This is a genomic window from Pedobacter sp. AC464, from assembly GCF_979253075.1.
In genome coordinates this window covers 578710-595034 of the sequence record NZ_CEEDBV010000001.1, presented here as the reverse complement: position 1 = coordinate 595034, position 16325 = coordinate 578710, and the positions used below count along the sequence as shown (strand labels likewise).

12 protein-coding genes are annotated in these 16325 nt (G+C 40.7%); 2 read left to right on the top strand and 10 right to left on the bottom strand.

Annotated features, from left to right (window positions below; translation table 11 throughout):
- The first annotated feature begins 8 nt into the window (after positions 1-8).
- Positions 9-2135, top strand: a complete 2127-nt coding sequence (locus AC0IWT_RS02540) for a xanthine dehydrogenase family protein molybdopterin-binding subunit (RefSeq protein ID WP_471795850.1) — start codon at positions 9-11, stop codon at positions 2133-2135.
- Between the two features lie 157 nt (positions 2136-2292).
- Here the strand turns inward: AC0IWT_RS02540 and AC0IWT_RS02535 are convergent, their stop codons facing one another.
- The 8 genes from AC0IWT_RS02535 to trpD all read right to left on the bottom strand — a co-directional run bounded on the left by AC0IWT_RS02535 (position 2293) and on the right by trpD (position 12968).
- Positions 2293-3702, bottom strand: coding sequence for an efflux transporter outer membrane subunit (locus AC0IWT_RS02535; protein WP_471795849.1), 1410 nt, complete (start codon positions 3700-3702; stop codon positions 2293-2295).
- On the bottom strand, positions 3689-6886 hold the full coding sequence (locus tag AC0IWT_RS02530) for an efflux RND transporter permease subunit (protein WP_471795848.1): 3198 nt from the start codon (positions 6884-6886) through the stop codon (positions 3689-3691). Before AC0IWT_RS02530 ends, AC0IWT_RS02535 begins: the two co-directional genes overlap by 14 nt.
- 55 nt (positions 6887-6941) lie before the next feature.
- Complete coding sequence (locus tag AC0IWT_RS02525; protein ID WP_471795847.1) at positions 6942-8144, bottom strand: efflux RND transporter periplasmic adaptor subunit; 1203 nt, start codon at positions 8142-8144, stop codon at positions 6942-6944.
- Between the two features lie 71 nt (positions 8145-8215).
- The gene (locus tag AC0IWT_RS02520) at positions 8216-8821 is read right to left on the bottom strand and encodes a TetR/AcrR family transcriptional regulator (RefSeq protein WP_056870528.1); all 606 of its coding nucleotides are present in this window, start codon (positions 8819-8821) and stop codon (positions 8216-8218) included.
- A gap of 439 nt (positions 8822-9260) precedes the next feature.
- A complete protein-coding gene (gene trpA / locus AC0IWT_RS02515; RefSeq protein ID WP_471795846.1) occupies positions 9261-10028 on the bottom strand; it encodes a tryptophan synthase subunit alpha in 768 nt (255 codons plus the stop codon).
- An 84-nt stretch (positions 10029-10112) separates the two neighbouring features.
- A complete protein-coding gene (gene trpB / locus AC0IWT_RS02510; protein ID WP_471795845.1) occupies positions 10113-11294 on the bottom strand; it encodes a tryptophan synthase subunit beta in 1182 nt (393 codons plus the stop codon).
- A gap of 31 nt (positions 11295-11325) precedes the next feature.
- Positions 11326-11982: a phosphoribosylanthranilate isomerase gene (locus AC0IWT_RS02505; RefSeq protein WP_471795844.1), complete on the bottom strand. Its 657-nt coding sequence runs from the start codon at positions 11980-11982 to the stop codon at positions 11326-11328.
- Positions 11982-12968, bottom strand: a complete 987-nt coding sequence (gene trpD, locus AC0IWT_RS02500) for an anthranilate phosphoribosyltransferase (protein WP_471795843.1) — start codon at positions 12966-12968, stop codon at positions 11982-11984. Before trpD ends, AC0IWT_RS02505 begins: the two co-directional genes overlap by 1 nt.
- Positions 12969-13280: 312 nt before the next feature.
- Here trpD and AC0IWT_RS02495 point away from each other — a divergent pair, with 312 nt between their 5' ends.
- Complete coding sequence (locus tag AC0IWT_RS02495) at positions 13281-14228, top strand: ion channel (RefSeq protein ID WP_056870532.1); 948 nt, start codon at positions 13281-13283, stop codon at positions 14226-14228.
- A 135-nt stretch (positions 14229-14363) separates the two neighbouring features.
- Here the strand turns inward: AC0IWT_RS02495 and AC0IWT_RS02490 are convergent, their stop codons facing one another.
- Positions 14364-15218 carry an alpha/beta hydrolase gene (locus tag AC0IWT_RS02490; protein ID WP_471795842.1) on the bottom strand — a complete coding sequence of 285 codons (855 nt, stop codon included), beginning with the start codon at positions 15216-15218 and terminating at the stop codon, positions 14364-14366.
- A gap of 218 nt (positions 15219-15436) precedes the next feature.
- On the bottom strand, positions 15437-16255 hold the full coding sequence (locus AC0IWT_RS02485) for an SDR family oxidoreductase (RefSeq protein ID WP_471795841.1): 819 nt from the start codon (positions 16253-16255) through the stop codon (positions 15437-15439).
- Between the last annotated feature and the right edge of the window lie 70 nt (positions 16256-16325).

The following is a 16325-nucleotide window of genomic DNA, read 5'->3' as shown; positions in this document are numbered from 1 at the left end:
AATTTAGCATGGAAGACAGCAAAAAATCTATCGGTAAAGGTATCGATCGCATTGACGGGATTTTGAAAATTACCGGTAAAGCAAACTACGCTACCGATTATCCTGCGAAAAACATGGCCTACGCGGTATTGTTTAAAAGTACCATCGCCGCCGGGGAAATTAAAAAAATCGATACCAGTGAAGCTGAACGTTATCCTGGCGTTTTAAAAGTGATTACGCATGAGAATGCACCGAAACTAAACCCCGAAGGTGGTTTAAGGGGCGGCGCTTTGCTGCAAAGCCCTCAAATTACTTTTCATGGCCAGCACATTGGTATGGTTGTAGCCGAAACTTTTGAACAGGCAACCGCTGCAGCACATTTAGTTAAAGTGGAATACACCAAGAAATCCGAAAAAATTGATTTCGAAAAACTGGCACAAACGCCGGAGATGCCCAAAGGGAAAGAGTTGGCTGATTTCGTTCGCGGTGCCGGAAAATCGGCCATCGATACTGCAGAAGTTAAAGTAGAAGAAACCTATGAAACTCCAATAGAACATCACCATCCTATGGAGCCCCATTCCACAATGGCAGTTTGGGAAGGTGAAAAGTTAACGCTTTACAATGGTTCACAAATTATAAACGGCGCTCAGAGCGCAGCAGCCGCAACCCTGAATTTAAAATCGGAACAAGTTCGAATTGTTTCACCTTTTATTGGTGGCGGCTTTGGTTCAAAAGGCGGACAGTGGGCAAACCTGGTGTTAGCCGCTGTGGCCGCAAAAATGGTTGGCAGACCTGTTAAATTAGCACTTACCAGGCAGCAGATGTTTAATTCGGTGGGCTTGAGGCAACGTAACATTCAAAAGCTGAGCATTGGTGCAACAAAAGAAGGTAAATTGCTAACCTTGGCCCATGAGATCATTTCACACACGGCTGTAGACAGCGAGTATATTGAGCCTTGCGGCGATTGCACCAAGATAATGTATGCTGTTCCAAATAGTCTGATAAGTTATCGGGTTGTTCCGATGAATTTAATCTTACCAACCTACACCCGCGGCCCGGGAAAATCGACTGGGAGCTTTGCGCTGGAATCAGCGATGGACGAACTGGCTTATAAACTTAACATGGATCCGATAGCGTTACGGATAAAAAATGAACCAGAAAAAGACCCTTCAAACGGAAAGCCCTGGTCATCTAGAACAACCGTTAAGTGTTTGCAGGAAGGTGCCAAAGCGTTTGGATGGAATCTGAGGAAACCAGCGCCGGGAACCAACAAAATTGGCGATGATTTTATTGGTTATGGTGTTGCCTGCGGTACCTACCCTGCAAGGCAAAGAGAAAGTTCGGCGATAATCAAACTTAAGTTAAAAGACAGAAAAGTATATGCGACCGTTGAAATTGCTGCTTCTGATTTAGGCACAGGAACACATACAATACTGGCGCAAACCGCCGCAGATGGTTTGGGCCTACATGTGGAGCAGATTAGCGTTAAACTTGGCGACTCGGATTTACCTCCCGCAGCAGGCTCTGTTGGTTCTGTTGGTGCGTCGAGTTTTGCCAACGCCGTTAATGATGCCTGTACCAAAATAACAGATGAATTGCTGGCCAAATCCGGAAAGCAATTTTTTGTCCGCCCAACAGCGGCACAATTGATGATTTCAGAAAATACCGCTGAATTCGAAACGCGTTCAAATTCAAAAGCACCAGCCGACGCCGAAAAATTTTCGTCTCATAGTTTCAATGCAAACTTTGCTGAGGTTAGGGTAAACGGTATAACTGGAATGGTTAAAGTAACCCGGTTTCTGGCCGTTACAGGCGCAGGCAAAATTTTGAATCCTAAAACAGCAAGGTCCCAGATAATTGGTGGCAACGTGTGGGGAATTGGAATGGCTTTAACGGAAGAATCCGTAATCGACCCTAGATTTGGCAATTTTGCAACGCGATCTTTTGCAGACTATCACGTGCCAAGCAATCTCGATATCGGTAACCTGGATGCAATGTTTGTTAACGAGCAAGATATTATCCCGAATAAAATGGGTGTAAAAGGTATTGGCGAAGTTGGTATTGTTGGTGTAGCTGCTGCTGTAGCCAACGCTGTTTTTAATGCAACCGGCAAGCGAATAAGATCGTTACCAATAACACCAGATAAGCTTCTTTAAAAATGTTGTGAGGCTGCTTAAGTTGCCGCTAAGCACAGATTAGAGCAACCATATAAGACATCAGCAGCTGTAAACACATTTGTTTAATGCCTCTAACGCCTTATATGGTATTACGTATTTTGAATATTTAACAATTTAACTCGTAACGAATGCTGAATTAGTTCCAACCGCCGCCTAAGGACCTATACAAGCCAACAACCGCGTTCAGCTGCTCGGTTTTGATCGTGGTTAGTTCCAACTCGCTTTGCAACAAATTTCCCTGGGCAGTAATTACTTCAAGATAATTAGCCATGCCGCTTTTAAATAATAAACTCGCATTTTTTGATGCCTGTTGTAATGTTTGAGCTCTTTTTTCAGCAATGCTGTATTGGGTTTTCAGTTTTTCTACTTTCGTTAACTCGTCAGAAACTTCGCCTACTGCATTGATTACTGATTGGCGAAACTGAATAACAGTTTTTTCTCTGTCAATTTTGGCAAGCTCCAAGTTGGATTTAAGCTGACCTCGTTGAAAGATCGGCTGTGTAATGCCACCAGAAACCAACCCAAATAACGAGGCCGGCATACTAAACCAGTTGCTTGCTTTAAAAGAATTAATGCCTCCGCTTGCACTGATGACCAGAGATGGGTACAGACTTGCTGTTGCAACGCCAACTTTAGCATTCGCAACATTCAAAGCAAGTTCTGCAGATTTAATGTCGGGCCTGCGACTAAGCAATGCTGATGGAAACCCTGCATTTAAATCCTGAGGTATTGCCATTTTATCTAAGCGATTTGTACGGTTAATCGATTTCGGTAAAGTACCAATTAAAACGCTTAGGGCATTTTCCTGTAACGCTACATTTTGCTCCAGGCGGGGAATCAGTTGCGCCGCATTTAGCTGTTGCGCCTCTGCCTGCTGAATGGCCAGCGAAGTTACCTGACCAGCATCAAACTGCAGGTTAATAATTCTTAGAGTGCTGTCGTTCAGTTTTAAATTTTTCCTCGCGATTTCCAATTGTGCATCCAACATCAGCAGATTATAATACCCTTGCGCAACGTTTGCAACCAAACGGGTTTGAACGGCTTTACGAGCCTCTTCCGTTTGCAAAAAACTTGCTAAGGCACCCGCTTTTTGGTTGCGGATTTTGCCCCAGATGTCAGCCTCCCAAAATACACCAAGGTTTGCATTATAATCTTCAATATGGGTAGAACCAGTAAACTGATTAAGGCTTAAACCGTTTAAACTGTTATCAGATGGGCGACTAGAACTCGCTGTAACCTGCAATTTCAGCTCCGGTAAATAACCCAGTTTAGATTGTTTAAATAACACTTCGGCCGCATCAATGTTCTTCAACGCGATCTGCATATCGTAGTTCTTAACCAAAGCCGTATCAATTAAATTCTGTACGGTAAGGTCGTTTATGAAATTCTTCAGAGGCAAATCGCCAATGCTTGAAGAATCTTTTGGTGCCATGTTTCTAAACATTTTAGGCGCCAAACTTTCTGGCAAAGCCAGATCTTTAGAAACCGAACATCCACTCCAGATTAACGCAAGGAGCAGGATGGTAAAAATATTAAACCGTTTCATATAATTCGTGATTTATAGTCGGTTCCTCGTGATATGAACGAACCTCCTCTTGTGATTTTTTTGAAAATTTTTCCTGAACAGCCTGGAATAACACGAAGAGTACAGGAATGATGAACAAACCTAAAATTACTCCTGAAATCATTCCTCCGGCTGCGCCGATACTAATTGAATGGTTACCCTGAGCCGACGGACCAGTAGCACCCATCATTGGAATTAAGCCTACAATGAAGGCAAGGGAAGTCATAATAATTGGGCGTAACCGTGATTTTGCCGCTTCTAAAGCAGATGAAACCAGTGGTTGGCCGGCACGTCTACGCTGTACCGCAAACTCCACAATTAAAATTGCATTTTTTGCGAGCAAACCAATAAGCATTATCAGTGCTACCTGGACATAAATATTATTTTGAATTCCTGTTAAACCGATGGCGACGAACACACCAAATATTCCAGCCGGGATGGATAAAATTACGGCAAGTGGTAAAATATAACTTTCGTATTGTGCCGATAGTAAGAAGTAAATAAATACCAGACACAATAGAAATATCACAGTAGATTGCCCACCCGAAGAAATTTCCTCTCTTGTTTGGCCTGAGAATTCGTAGCTATAACCCGCAGGCAAGTGTTTTTCAGCAACTTCTTCAATCGCTTTAATCGCCTGTCCGGAACTGAAGCCCGGTTTTGGAATGGCATTGATGGAAATCGAATTGAACAAATTGTACCTAGATGCTGTTTCCGAACCATAAATACGACTAAGTTTCACCAAAGTATTAATCGGAACCATTTCGCCGCGGTTACTTTTTACAAATACCCTGTCAATGCTGGATGGGTCTGCCCTATCCTGAACATCGGCCTGCACAACTACACGATAATATTTACCAAAACGGTTAAAATCTGATGCCTGGGCGCTACCAAAGTAGGTCTGCATTGTCTGCAAAATATCTTTAACATTTACGCCCAGTTGGTCGGCTTTTTCATCATTAATGTCCAGTTGCAACTGCGGATAATCGGCCTTAAAACTGGTAAATGCGACGGCAATTTCCGGGCGTTTCATTAACTCGCCGATAAACTGCTGAGAAATACCACTGAATTTATCCAGTTTACCACCTGTTTTGTCTTGAAGTACCATATCCAACGCTTCCACGTTACTAAATCCCGGAACGGTTGGAAAGCTAAATACGAAGAAGCTTCCGCCAGAAATTGCACTTAATTTCCCACGAACCTGATTCATAATTTCCTCAATGTTCTTCACCGCTCCGCGTTCCTCATTCGGCTTCAACAGTACGAAAACCACTGCAGAAGAAGGACTTGTAGAATTGGTAAGCAGGTTGAAACCCGAAATCGCAGTTACATCCCTTGAGGCATCGAGTTTACTTAACAGCGTTTCAGCCTCTGTCATCACTTTTTGAGTTCCATCCAACGATGTTCCTGACGGCGTGTTTACGGCAATGGCGATAAATCCTTGGTCTTCTGTCGGAATAAAGCCGGCCGGTGTGGTCTTAACCATAAAAACTGTGGCCAATGTAATTAGAGCCAAACCGCCCATACTTAACCATTTATGTCGAACCAAAAATTTCAGTCCGCCAACATAGCGGTTAGTTAGGGAATTGAAACTATGGTTAAAGCCATTAAAAAACCTTTGTTTAAAATTTGGTTTAACCTCTGGGTTTTCGCTCTCCGGTTTATGATTGTCTTTTAAGAACAAGGCCGCAAGCGCCGGACTTAAAGTTAGTGCGTTCACCGCGGAAATTACAATCGCTATGGCCATGGTAAAAGCAAACTGGCGATAGAAAACTCCGGTAGAGCCTTCCATAAATCCGACAGGTAAAAATACCGCCGCCATAACAAGGGTAATGGAAATGATGGCACCGGTGATTTCGTGCATCGCCTCGTGTGTGGCCGCTTTCGGGCCCAAATGCTTATGCTCCATTTTGGCATGCACCGCTTCCACTACCACAATCGCATCATCTACCACGATACCAATGGCCAGAATTAACGCAAACAACGTTAATAAGTTGATGGAAAAACCAAACAACTGCATAAAAAAGAAGGTTCCTAAAATAGCAACCGGAACTGCAATGGCCGGAATAAGAGTTGAGCGGAAATCCTGCAGGAATAAAAATACAACAATGAAAACCAGAATAAACGCTTCTACCAAGGTATGCTCCACCTGTTCAATCGATTGATCTAATGAAACTTTGGTGCTGTAAAAAATATTCTTCTTAATACCTGCCGGAAAAGTTTTTTCCTGTTTAGCCATCAGCTTATTAATCGCAACCTGGATATCGTTGGAGTTTGAACCAGCCAACTGAATAATTCCAATTACAATACCTTTTTTACCATTTAAACGGGTAATGCTGTTATAAGAATAAGCCCCAAGTTCAACTCTTGCCACATCTTTCAAGTGTAGAATCGAACCATCGGCATTGGCACGTATAGCTATATTTTCATACTCTTCGGGTTTGGTTAATTTGCCTTTATATTTAATTACGTATTCAAAAACTTCTTTACTTTTCTCGCCAAATTTACCAGGAGCAGCCTCCAAACTCTTGTCCTGGATCGCTTTCATAATTTCGTTTGGCGTAACCTGATAAGTGGCCATCTGTGTTGGGTTTAACCACACACGCATCGAATAGTCTTTTACACCGCCAAAAATTGCAGCCGAGCCTACACCTGGTATACGTTTAATTTCAGGAATGATATTAATTTGTGCGTAATTGGCCACAAAAGTCTGGTCGTATTTTTTCTCGTCATCGGTGTATAAACCAATAGCCATAATAAAACTGTTCTGCTGTTTAGCAGTAGTTACGCCCTGCTGCACTACCTCTGCCGGGAGCTGACTGGTAGCCTGCGCTACACGATTTTGCACATTTACAGCTGCCTGATCTGCATTAGTACCTAATTTAAAGAATACTGTAATGGCTAATGAACCATCATTACTGGCCGTAGAGCTCATGTAAGTCATGTTTTCTACACCATTAATCGATTCTTCGAGCGATGGCGCTACAGAACGCAAAACCGTTTCGGCATTCGCACCCGGATAAACTGCAGTAACTAAAACCGAGGGTGGCGCAATATCAGGGAATTGTTGCAAGGGCAACTTAGTAAGGCCGAGTACACCTAAAATCACCAACAAAATGGAGATAACGGTTGCCAGTACTGGCCTTTGTATAAATATTTTGAACATTGTTTTAAGTTTTATTTTTGTTCTTGAAATGTACTTTAAGCTTTTACTTTAATGTTTAGCTTTTAGTTTTTAAGCTTGCAGCTTTGTCTGTAGCCTTTTCAGGGGTAATCACCTGACCTTCCTGCAAACGATCTAAACCGCTGAGTACAATCTGGTCGCCAGATTTTACGCCGTCTTTTATCAGATAATTATCGCCACTTTTACCAATAACGGTGATGGGCATTTTGTTAACCTTATTGCCTTTATTTAGCGCAAAAACGAAAACTTTATCCTGCATTTCTACAGTAGCTGATTGTGGAATTAAGATTGCGTCATCATGCTTTAAACCTAAGCGAAGTTTGCCGGTATTGCCTGAACGTAAAGTACCACTGGCATTAGGAAAACTTGCTCTCAAAGTAATTGCACCAGTATTTTTATCAAACTGGCCATCAATCATATCAATTTTTCCTTTTATTGGATAAACAGAATTATCGGCTAAAACGAGCTCTACGGCAGGCAAATGTTTAATTCGGTCTGCAGGCGTTTTGCCAGGGTAGTTAGTGTTAAAACTGTTGAAATCGTTTTCCGCCAGTGCAAAATAAACATGCACTTCGTGGATGTCTGACAACTGAGTTAAAGCAAGCTGGTCACTTGGCGAAACTAAACTTCCCTGTTTTTTGGGAATACGGCCAATATACCCGCTAACGGTTGCCTTTACATTGGTATAACCCAGGTTAATCTGGGCCGAGGCAACACTTGCCTTTGCCTGCTCGGCGTTTGCCTGCGCAATCTTATAAGCAGTTTTAGCTGTTTTTAACTGAAACTCGGAAACTACCTTGTTTTGAACAAGTGGAGTTAACTTATCAACCTCCAACTGGGCATTTAAAATCGCAGCTTCGGCAGCATGTAAGCTTGCTTTCGCATTGTTCAAGGCCTCACGATATGGGTTATCATTTATCTTGAAAAGCGTTTGACCGGCAGAAACAAAAGCGCCTTCATTTACCAAAACACTTTGCAGGTAGCCGCCCACCTGAGGGCGAACATCAATATCTACAGCCCCTTGAATTGATGCAGGATACTCAATATATGTGGTTTCAGCACTTGCATTTACCGTCCTTACAGGCAAAACCGGTGGCGGTGGCGCAGCTGCAGATTGGTCTGGAGCCGATTTACAACTTGCTAGAAAAATAGAAAATGATAAAAAAATTAACGTTAACTTAACATTATTAAATCGTTTAACACTGTTAAGTAAAATAAACAAACGGTGGATAGCATTCATATGAATATAATTTATTGTGGATTTATGATGTATAAATAATCTAACAGTGTTAAATTACAGTGTAAAAAAAATTAGCTGTTTATAGATAAGGTAATGCCTTTTATAGCATCCTTTAAAATTTGTTGGTTTAATTCGTCTGTTGTTCTGCCGTTAGGCCGCACAAGGTTAATGGATATCAAGCCATGGATAATAGACCAGTAAGTGTAATATTTCATGCAGATATCGTTATCAGAAACTGGTTTTTTTTCAAACAGCGATTCAATAACATCACCCAGCATAGAACTAACCGTTTCAGCCTCAGGCATGGTGCTTTTCACATTGCAACACACCATATCTACGCCGTACATCAATTGGTAAAACTCTTTGTGGGCAAATGCAAAGTTCCAATACGCAACCCACATGGCCTCCATTTTATCTTCAGGATTTTCATGCTTGTCGCGTGCCTCACGAATGTCTTTGCCCAACATTTGATAACCTCTTCTGGTGAGTTCCAGCAAAATTCCTTCTTTGTTAGAAAAATATTCGTAAATAATTGGCGCAGTGTACTCAATCTGGTCTGCAATTTTACGCATACTCAAAGCCTGCCAACCCTCTGTTTGAACAATATTCAAGGCGGCATCCAGAATGCTTGTTCTGGTTTCTTCTTTTAAACGTAGAATTCTTTCTTTACTTCCCATGACTGGAATTATTAGGTGTAAATAATCTAACACCGTTAAGCAAATGTAAAACCATTTCAGAAATCTAGAATCATCGAATTGTAAAATCAAATTGGCCTTTAAAAAATGTGTGTTTAAAATGCTTTAAAGCCGTATTCTGTGGAACTTAAAACCATCAGATATTTCTACTGCCATTTAATAATTAATTTTTTTGGAGATTTTTTGTTCTTGCAAAGCAATGTCTGTCGCTTTTTTGTAACAGCGCTCCCGCCCTTTATTACAATCTTTTTCAACCTCTGTTGTACTATAATGCAAGTTTGTCTTTAATTTCTAAGGGCATAGTAAAATTTGACGATGGTAACGGAAAAAGTATTTACATTTCGGTCGGGTTTAAAAAGAAAGGAGATTGCAGGAAACTAACGAAGAAACTAAGCTTGCCACACAATCATTTTACTAATTCTTATGCTTTAAATTCCTTCATAAAGTTACTTACACTTTCCTCCAAATTGCCATTTTCTATTGCTTTAACGAAAGCAGTACCAATAATGGCTCCGTTAGCATAAGAACAGGCTTTATCGAACGTTTTCCTGTCGCTAATACCAAAACCAATCATGGTTGGGTTTTTAAGGTTCATAGCTTTAATTCTCCCGAAGTATTGTGCTGTGGTATCTCCAACTTCGAGATTTTTTCCGGTTGTTGCCGACGATGAAAGGAGGTAAATAAATCCATTGGTCAAACCATCAATTTTGTGGATTCGTTCATCAGCCGTTTGAGGCGTAATTAAGAAAACGTTGCTTAAATTTTGTTTTTCAAAACAACCTTTATAAAATTGCTCATATTCAACCATCGGTAAATCAGGAACAATGCAACCGTCAATGCCAACTTCAGCGCAGGCTTTGCAAAAATTTTCTACACCAAATTGCAAAACCGGGTTTACATAACCCATCAACAACACCGGGATTGTTACGTGCTTGCGCAAGTCTTTAAGCTGCTCAAAAAGCACTTTCAAAGTCATGCCCTGGTCTAAAGATTTTTTACTACTGGCTTGAATAACTGGTCCATCAGCAACAGGATCTGAGTAAGGAAATCCAATTTCGAGCATGTCAGCGCCATGTTTTTCCAACAACTCTGCAATTTGGATGGTATCACTAATATTTGGATAACCCGCTGTGTAATAAATTGATAATATATTTTTCTTCTTCTCGAAGAGCTCTTTAATTCTATTCATGATTTTAATTTTTCGCCATGTTAAGGCCCAGGGAATCTTAATTGCTCACCGGAAAATTGTTTACACCCTGCAATGTCGACGCTATTATAATTTGAAATATTTAATGTACGTATCTAAGTCCTTATCGCCCCGCCCAGATAGGCAAACTACTACATTTTCGCCACCTTTGAATTGCATTTTTTCCAGATGAGCTAAAGCATGAGCACTTTCAATCGCCGGAATAATGCCTTCCAGCTGGGTTAGTAACAAGCCTGCATCTAAGCTTTCTTCATCGGTTATTGAAACGTACTGTCCTCGACCGGTTTTAAACAAATGCGCATGTTGAGGCCCAATTCCCGGATAATCCAAACCCGCCGAAACCGAATGCGGCTCTACCACCTGCCCGTCGTTAGTTTGCATTAAAATACTTCTGCTGCCGTGTAAAACGCCTTCCTTGCCGAGGTAGGTAGTCGCTGCAGAAAACCCGCTTGAAACGCCCCTACCCGCAGCTTCAACGGCTATGAGTTTAACATTTTCATCATCCATAAAATGATAAAACATGCCCATGGCGTTGCTCCCTCCGCCAACACAGGCTAAAACGTAATCAGGCTGATCGCTACCGGTTTGCTCTAAAAGCTGCTTTTTAGTCTCTTCAGAAATTATGGATTGGAAAATCGCAACCATATCCGGATAAGGATGCGGCCCAACCACAGAACCAATGATGTAGTGTGTATCAACAGGATTGTTTATCCAATCTCGCATCGCTTCGTTTGTTGCATCTTTCAGTGTTTTGCTACCCGAACTTGCAGGAACTACTTTAGCGCCTAACATTTTCATGCGGGCAACGTTTGGTGCCTGGCGTTCAATGTCGACTTCGCCCATGTAAATTACACATTCCAGATTACGTAATGCACACACCGTTGCTGTTGCAACACCGTGCTGACCTGCGCCTGTTTCGGCGATGATCCTTTTTTTACCAAGCTTTTCGGCAAGCAAAATCTGCCCGATTGTGTTGTTAATTTTATGTGCACCTGTATGGTTTAGGTCTTCCCGCTTTAAAAAAATATTTGCGCCATACCTTTCCGACAACCGTTTCGCCAAATACAACGGTGAAGGCCGGCCTACATAATCTTTTAATAATTGATGAAATTCTTTTTGGAAACCGGCATCATCAATAATCTTTAAATAATTTTGACGTAACTCTTCTACGTTTGGATAAAGCATCTCCGGGATGTATGCTCCACCAAAATCTCCGTAATATCCTTTTTCGTTTACTTTATATTTCATAATATTTTTTATCAATCCATCGGTTCTAACATCAAAAAAAAAGAGGCCTGCCTTGCTGAGTCAAAATACTTTTAAACGCCTTAATCCGCTCCGCTTCTTTAAGTCCAGGCTCAACCTCAAATTTACTGTTAATATCTACAGCGTATAAGCGGCTATCTTCAATTTTTAATAGCGCTTCCGCGTGCTCTAGCGTTACTCCACCACTTAAAAAGTATGGCTTATTCAATTCATAGCCAGACAAAATGCGCCAGTCAAAAGTTTTTCCGGATCCGCCATGGGCTTTGGTTTTTGTGTCGAACAAAAAGTAATCTACACAGCTCTCGTAAGCATCCAAAACGGCAAAATCGAAATCTTCATCAACACCAAAAGCCTTAATAACTTCGAGGTTGTTAAAAGCGTTTTTGAGCAGTTGGCAATAATCAGCCGACTCGCTTCCATGTAACTGAACAGCTTTCAACTGGTAAAGATTTATTTTTTTCTTAACAATTTCCAGATCCTCGTCAACAAAAACGCCGACTGTTTTAATTTCAGCTGGGATATACTTAATTAATTCTGCCGAAACATCGCTGATAAATCTTGGCGATTTCTCATAGAAAATAAAGCCTAAATAATCGGGCTGTAATGCTGCAACGGCCGCAATATTTGCCGCGAACTTCATTCCGCAAACTTTTACCTTCAATCCTTCCATCAGGCTACGAGCTTTTTAAAACTTTCAAGAGCTTTTTTACTGTTTAACGATTCTTCGGCTTCGTAATAACAATCTGCAAAGCTCGCTGACGGTTTTATGGTTTTAATTGCAAGTGCCGAATTGCACAAAACAACATTTGTTTGAACATCTGTAGCTTCTCCATTTAACACTTCCATAAATATTTTGGCTGATGATTCTACGCTGTCGCCACCTTTAATATCCATGGGGGAAACCTTATCAAAGCCCATATCATTTAAGGTTAAAATGCTTTCTCCTTTGTTATTAAAGGTTTTTACGTCGCAGGTTAGCGAAATTTCGTCGTAACCCTCAAGCGCATGCACAATGGTATAACTTTTTGTGGTATCCTGATACAGATAATTGTACAAGCGAGCTAGTTCCAGGCTAAATACGCCAACCATCTGGTATTTCGGCTGAGATGGATTAACCATAGGGCCTAACATATTAAAGAAGGTTTTTATACCTAAATCTTTACGAATTGGCGCTACAATTTTCATGGCCGGATTAAAAAGCGGTGCATGTAAAAAGCAAATGCCTGCCGAATCCAGGTTACGTTTTAAAACGTCCTGGTTGTTTGTAAAATTATAACCCAGATATTCCATTACATTTGATGAACCGCAACCCGAAGAAACGCCGTAATTACCGTGTTTCGCAACTTTATGCCCAGCTCCGGCCACCACAAATGATGAAAGTGTTGAAATGTTAAATGTATCCTTTCCATCGCCACCTGTACCACAAAGATCGATTAACTCGAAGCCGGAAAAATCTGCTTTAACACCTAAATCGAGCATGGCATCACGGAAACCCTGTAACTCATCAACGGTAATATTACGCATGGCATAAGCCGTAATAAACGCCGCAATTTGTGAAGAATTGAACTCGCCTTGTGTAATCGATATCAGGATATTCTTCGCCTCTTCCCTACTGAAACTTTTATTTTCAAATAAATGATTTAATATTCTTTTCATCTTTAATTTTTTTCATCCACAGATGAACACAGACATTTTGCAACAAAATTTTTCACTGGGTTCATACTTACTATCTGCGGTTAATTGTTCACAACGCTCTAGCGTTGCTTAAAAAATGCCATAAAAAAAGGATTGCTTTTTGGGCAATCCTTTTTATCGTTAATAAAATATTTTAAAATATATAACAACAGAATTTGCCTAACGAATTTCGTTATGCCACCACCAATTGTTATTTAAGTTTTTAATTATCATGTTTGTACCGAACAAATATTGATATAGTTTTTTATAATTCCAAAATCTTTGTAAAAATATATGGCTTTTTTCAAGAGAAAAGTACAGTTTAATGATGATTTGGGTTTCGGCTCGGCTCCGGTCATCAAAAATCAGCGGGTTTTAAATACGGACGGGACACCAAATGTAGAGCGCACAGGCTTACCCTGGTTTAAATTTGACGATACCTACACCCGACTGGTTACCATGAGCTGGTCGCGGTTTTTTCTTGTGATTCTTATTGCTTACCTCATTGTAAATACGCTTTTTGCGCTTGCATACAATATTGTTGGCATAGAAAATCTGGATGGTGCAAAGGGCGTTACGCTAAGAGATCAGTTTTTCGATGCCTTCTTTTTCTCCGCACAAACGATATCAACTGTGGGCTACGGGCACATTTCTCCGCAAGGTTTTATAACCAGTATTTTGGCCGCTTTTGAAAGTATGCTGGGTTTACTTGCCTTCGCATTGGCAACAGGTTTGCTATATGGCCGTTTCAGCCGCCCAACTTCAAAAGTAACCTTTACCAAGAAAATGGTTGTTGCGCCTTATCAAAACCAGACAGGACTGATGTGTCGCCTCGCCAATTTGAGAAAAAACTCGCTAATCGATGTTGAAGCTCAAATGTTTATGACTTTTAATGAAACAGTTGATGGAAAACTAAAACGTAGCTTTTATCCGTTACAACTAGAGCGCAATAAAATTAGTTTGCTTTCTTTAAACTGGACGCTGGTCCATCCGATAACGGAAGACAGTCCGATGTTTGAAAAAAATCTCGACGAATTGAAAGTAGCGGAAGTTGAAATTTTTGTAATTCTGAGGGCGTTCGACGATACTTTTGCGCAAACCATCCATACCAGAACGAGTTACCAGGATGAAGACATCGAGTGGAACGCTAAATTTAAAATTATGCACTACAATGACGACGCAGGCAAAACAGTAATGGATTTTAGTCTTTTTGAACACACCGAAAAAATTGCAATAGCCTGATTTGTAGCATCTCTCCCGTTTCGCCTTTTGGCGTTTGAAGAACAGAAAACGCCAGCGAAGCGCTAATTAAACCACAACTGCTAATTTCCTTTTCTCATAAACGTCTGCCGCGAGGATAGATGATAAAAATCAATATTATTTTTTATCTCCGGCTGATGATACCCGGAGCACAAAGTTAACAATATCATCATACAAGTCATTTCCACCGAATATCATTTGTGTAATCATCGGAACATGGCTTTTCCCTTTCACTTCCTTCATTTCTGCAACTACGTTATTGGCTTTTAGCTTTTCGTATAATTTTGGGGTTTGTATTTTGATGGCAGGATAGGTTTTGCTTCCATAAAAAAGCAAATGCGGATTTTTAATGTTGTTTACGTAATCCAGAGGTGAGGCGAGTTTCCAAACCTCAGGTTTTTTACTAAAAGTTCTTAGAAAATCGTAATAGTAGTCATCCTTTTCAGCTTCAGTTAAATATTGATAAATATCCAGTCCGAAAGGGTCGTTCAAAATCATCCCTTTGATTGGGTTTTTGAGACCGGCTTGCTTAAAATATTTTGGATCTGCATTAATCAATTCGCCCAGATGCGCACCTGCCGAATGCCCCATTACAAAAATTTTATCCGGACTTGCGGTGTAGTCGGATATGTTTTGTTGTACCCATTTCACAGCCAAAGCACAATCGGCGGCCATTCTTTCAAATTGTGCCTCAGGCGCCAGCGGATAATTAAGAATAACTGTTACAATTCCTTTTCTGGCAAAGTTTCTACCCAGCCACCAATAAGTTTCTTTTTTACCACTGCTCCAGGAGCCGCCATGAATAAAAATCAAAACAGGCTTATTTTTTATGCTATCTTTTTTATAGAAAATATTGAGCGTGTTTTTTTCGTCTGTGTTGCCTGCGTAATTTAAGTTTTTTGCTGCTTTTACCTGAGCGGATGATATAATGGTTTGAAACAAGAGCATCACTAAAAAGAAGTATTTTATCATATTTAAAATGGCTTTTCCATTCAACAGTAAACAAACGAAATTGTTGGCAAAGTGGATTTTATTAGAGCTTGATTGACAAACACTTCAGGCTTATTAAAAATACTAACCATTAAATCCAATATGCCAGGCAAATCATTTACGAAAAAAATAAGGTGAAGTGCCAGGAGCAATAACAAACCTAACACCAAGAATCAGAAGCGTAAGAGCCTAATGACGACTTACCCTTTAATCAATGGGTTTTTCTCTTTCGCAAAGAGATCGAAAACTTTCTTATCAACAAATGAGGGAAAGAGTTTATTCATCCAAACAGCCAATTTCCCCTGTCCGGTCATAATCAACGTTCTTTTTCGCTGTTCGATACCGTCTGCAATAATTGTCGCAACTTCTTCCGATGTCATCATTTTACCCTCATCCATGCTGGTTTCCCCATGCGCAGCACCGTCTTTGGAAAGAGCAGTTACCCGAATGTTTGATGCCGTAAAACCCGGACAAGCCAACAGAACGTTAACACCGGTTTTTAGCAATTCGGTGCGCAAAGATTCCATAAAGCCATTCATGGCAAATTTAGAGGCCGAGTAGCCTGTTCGTCCAGGTAAACCACGAAAGCCAGCAATTGAAGAAATTCCAACGACAGTGCCATTGGTTTTCAAAATTTCTGGCAGGGCATATTTTGTGCAGTAAACTGTTCCCCAGAAGTTTACGTCCATCAAATTTTTCAACACCGATAAATCTAAATCGTTAAAAAGTGCCCGCATTGATAAACCCGCATTGTTTACGAGAATATCAATTTTCTGGAAAGAAACTAAAGTTTGTTTTATGATCAATTCGCAATCGGCTTCTTTACTCACATCCGCTTGAACAGCAACTGCCCGAATCGCGTACCTACGTTCTAAATCGGCTGTTATCTCGCAAAGGGTAACATATTGCCTTGCCGCCAAAATCAAATTGGCGCCCCGTTTAGCAAATTCTTCGGCGCAGGCTTTTCCAATTCCGCTTGATGCACCTGTAATGATGATAACTTTATCTTTTAAATTCATTTTATTCGCAAATATCTAGGTAGCTGTGTTGAGTATGTGATTGGATGCCATTTACAGAATTTTCAGCGGT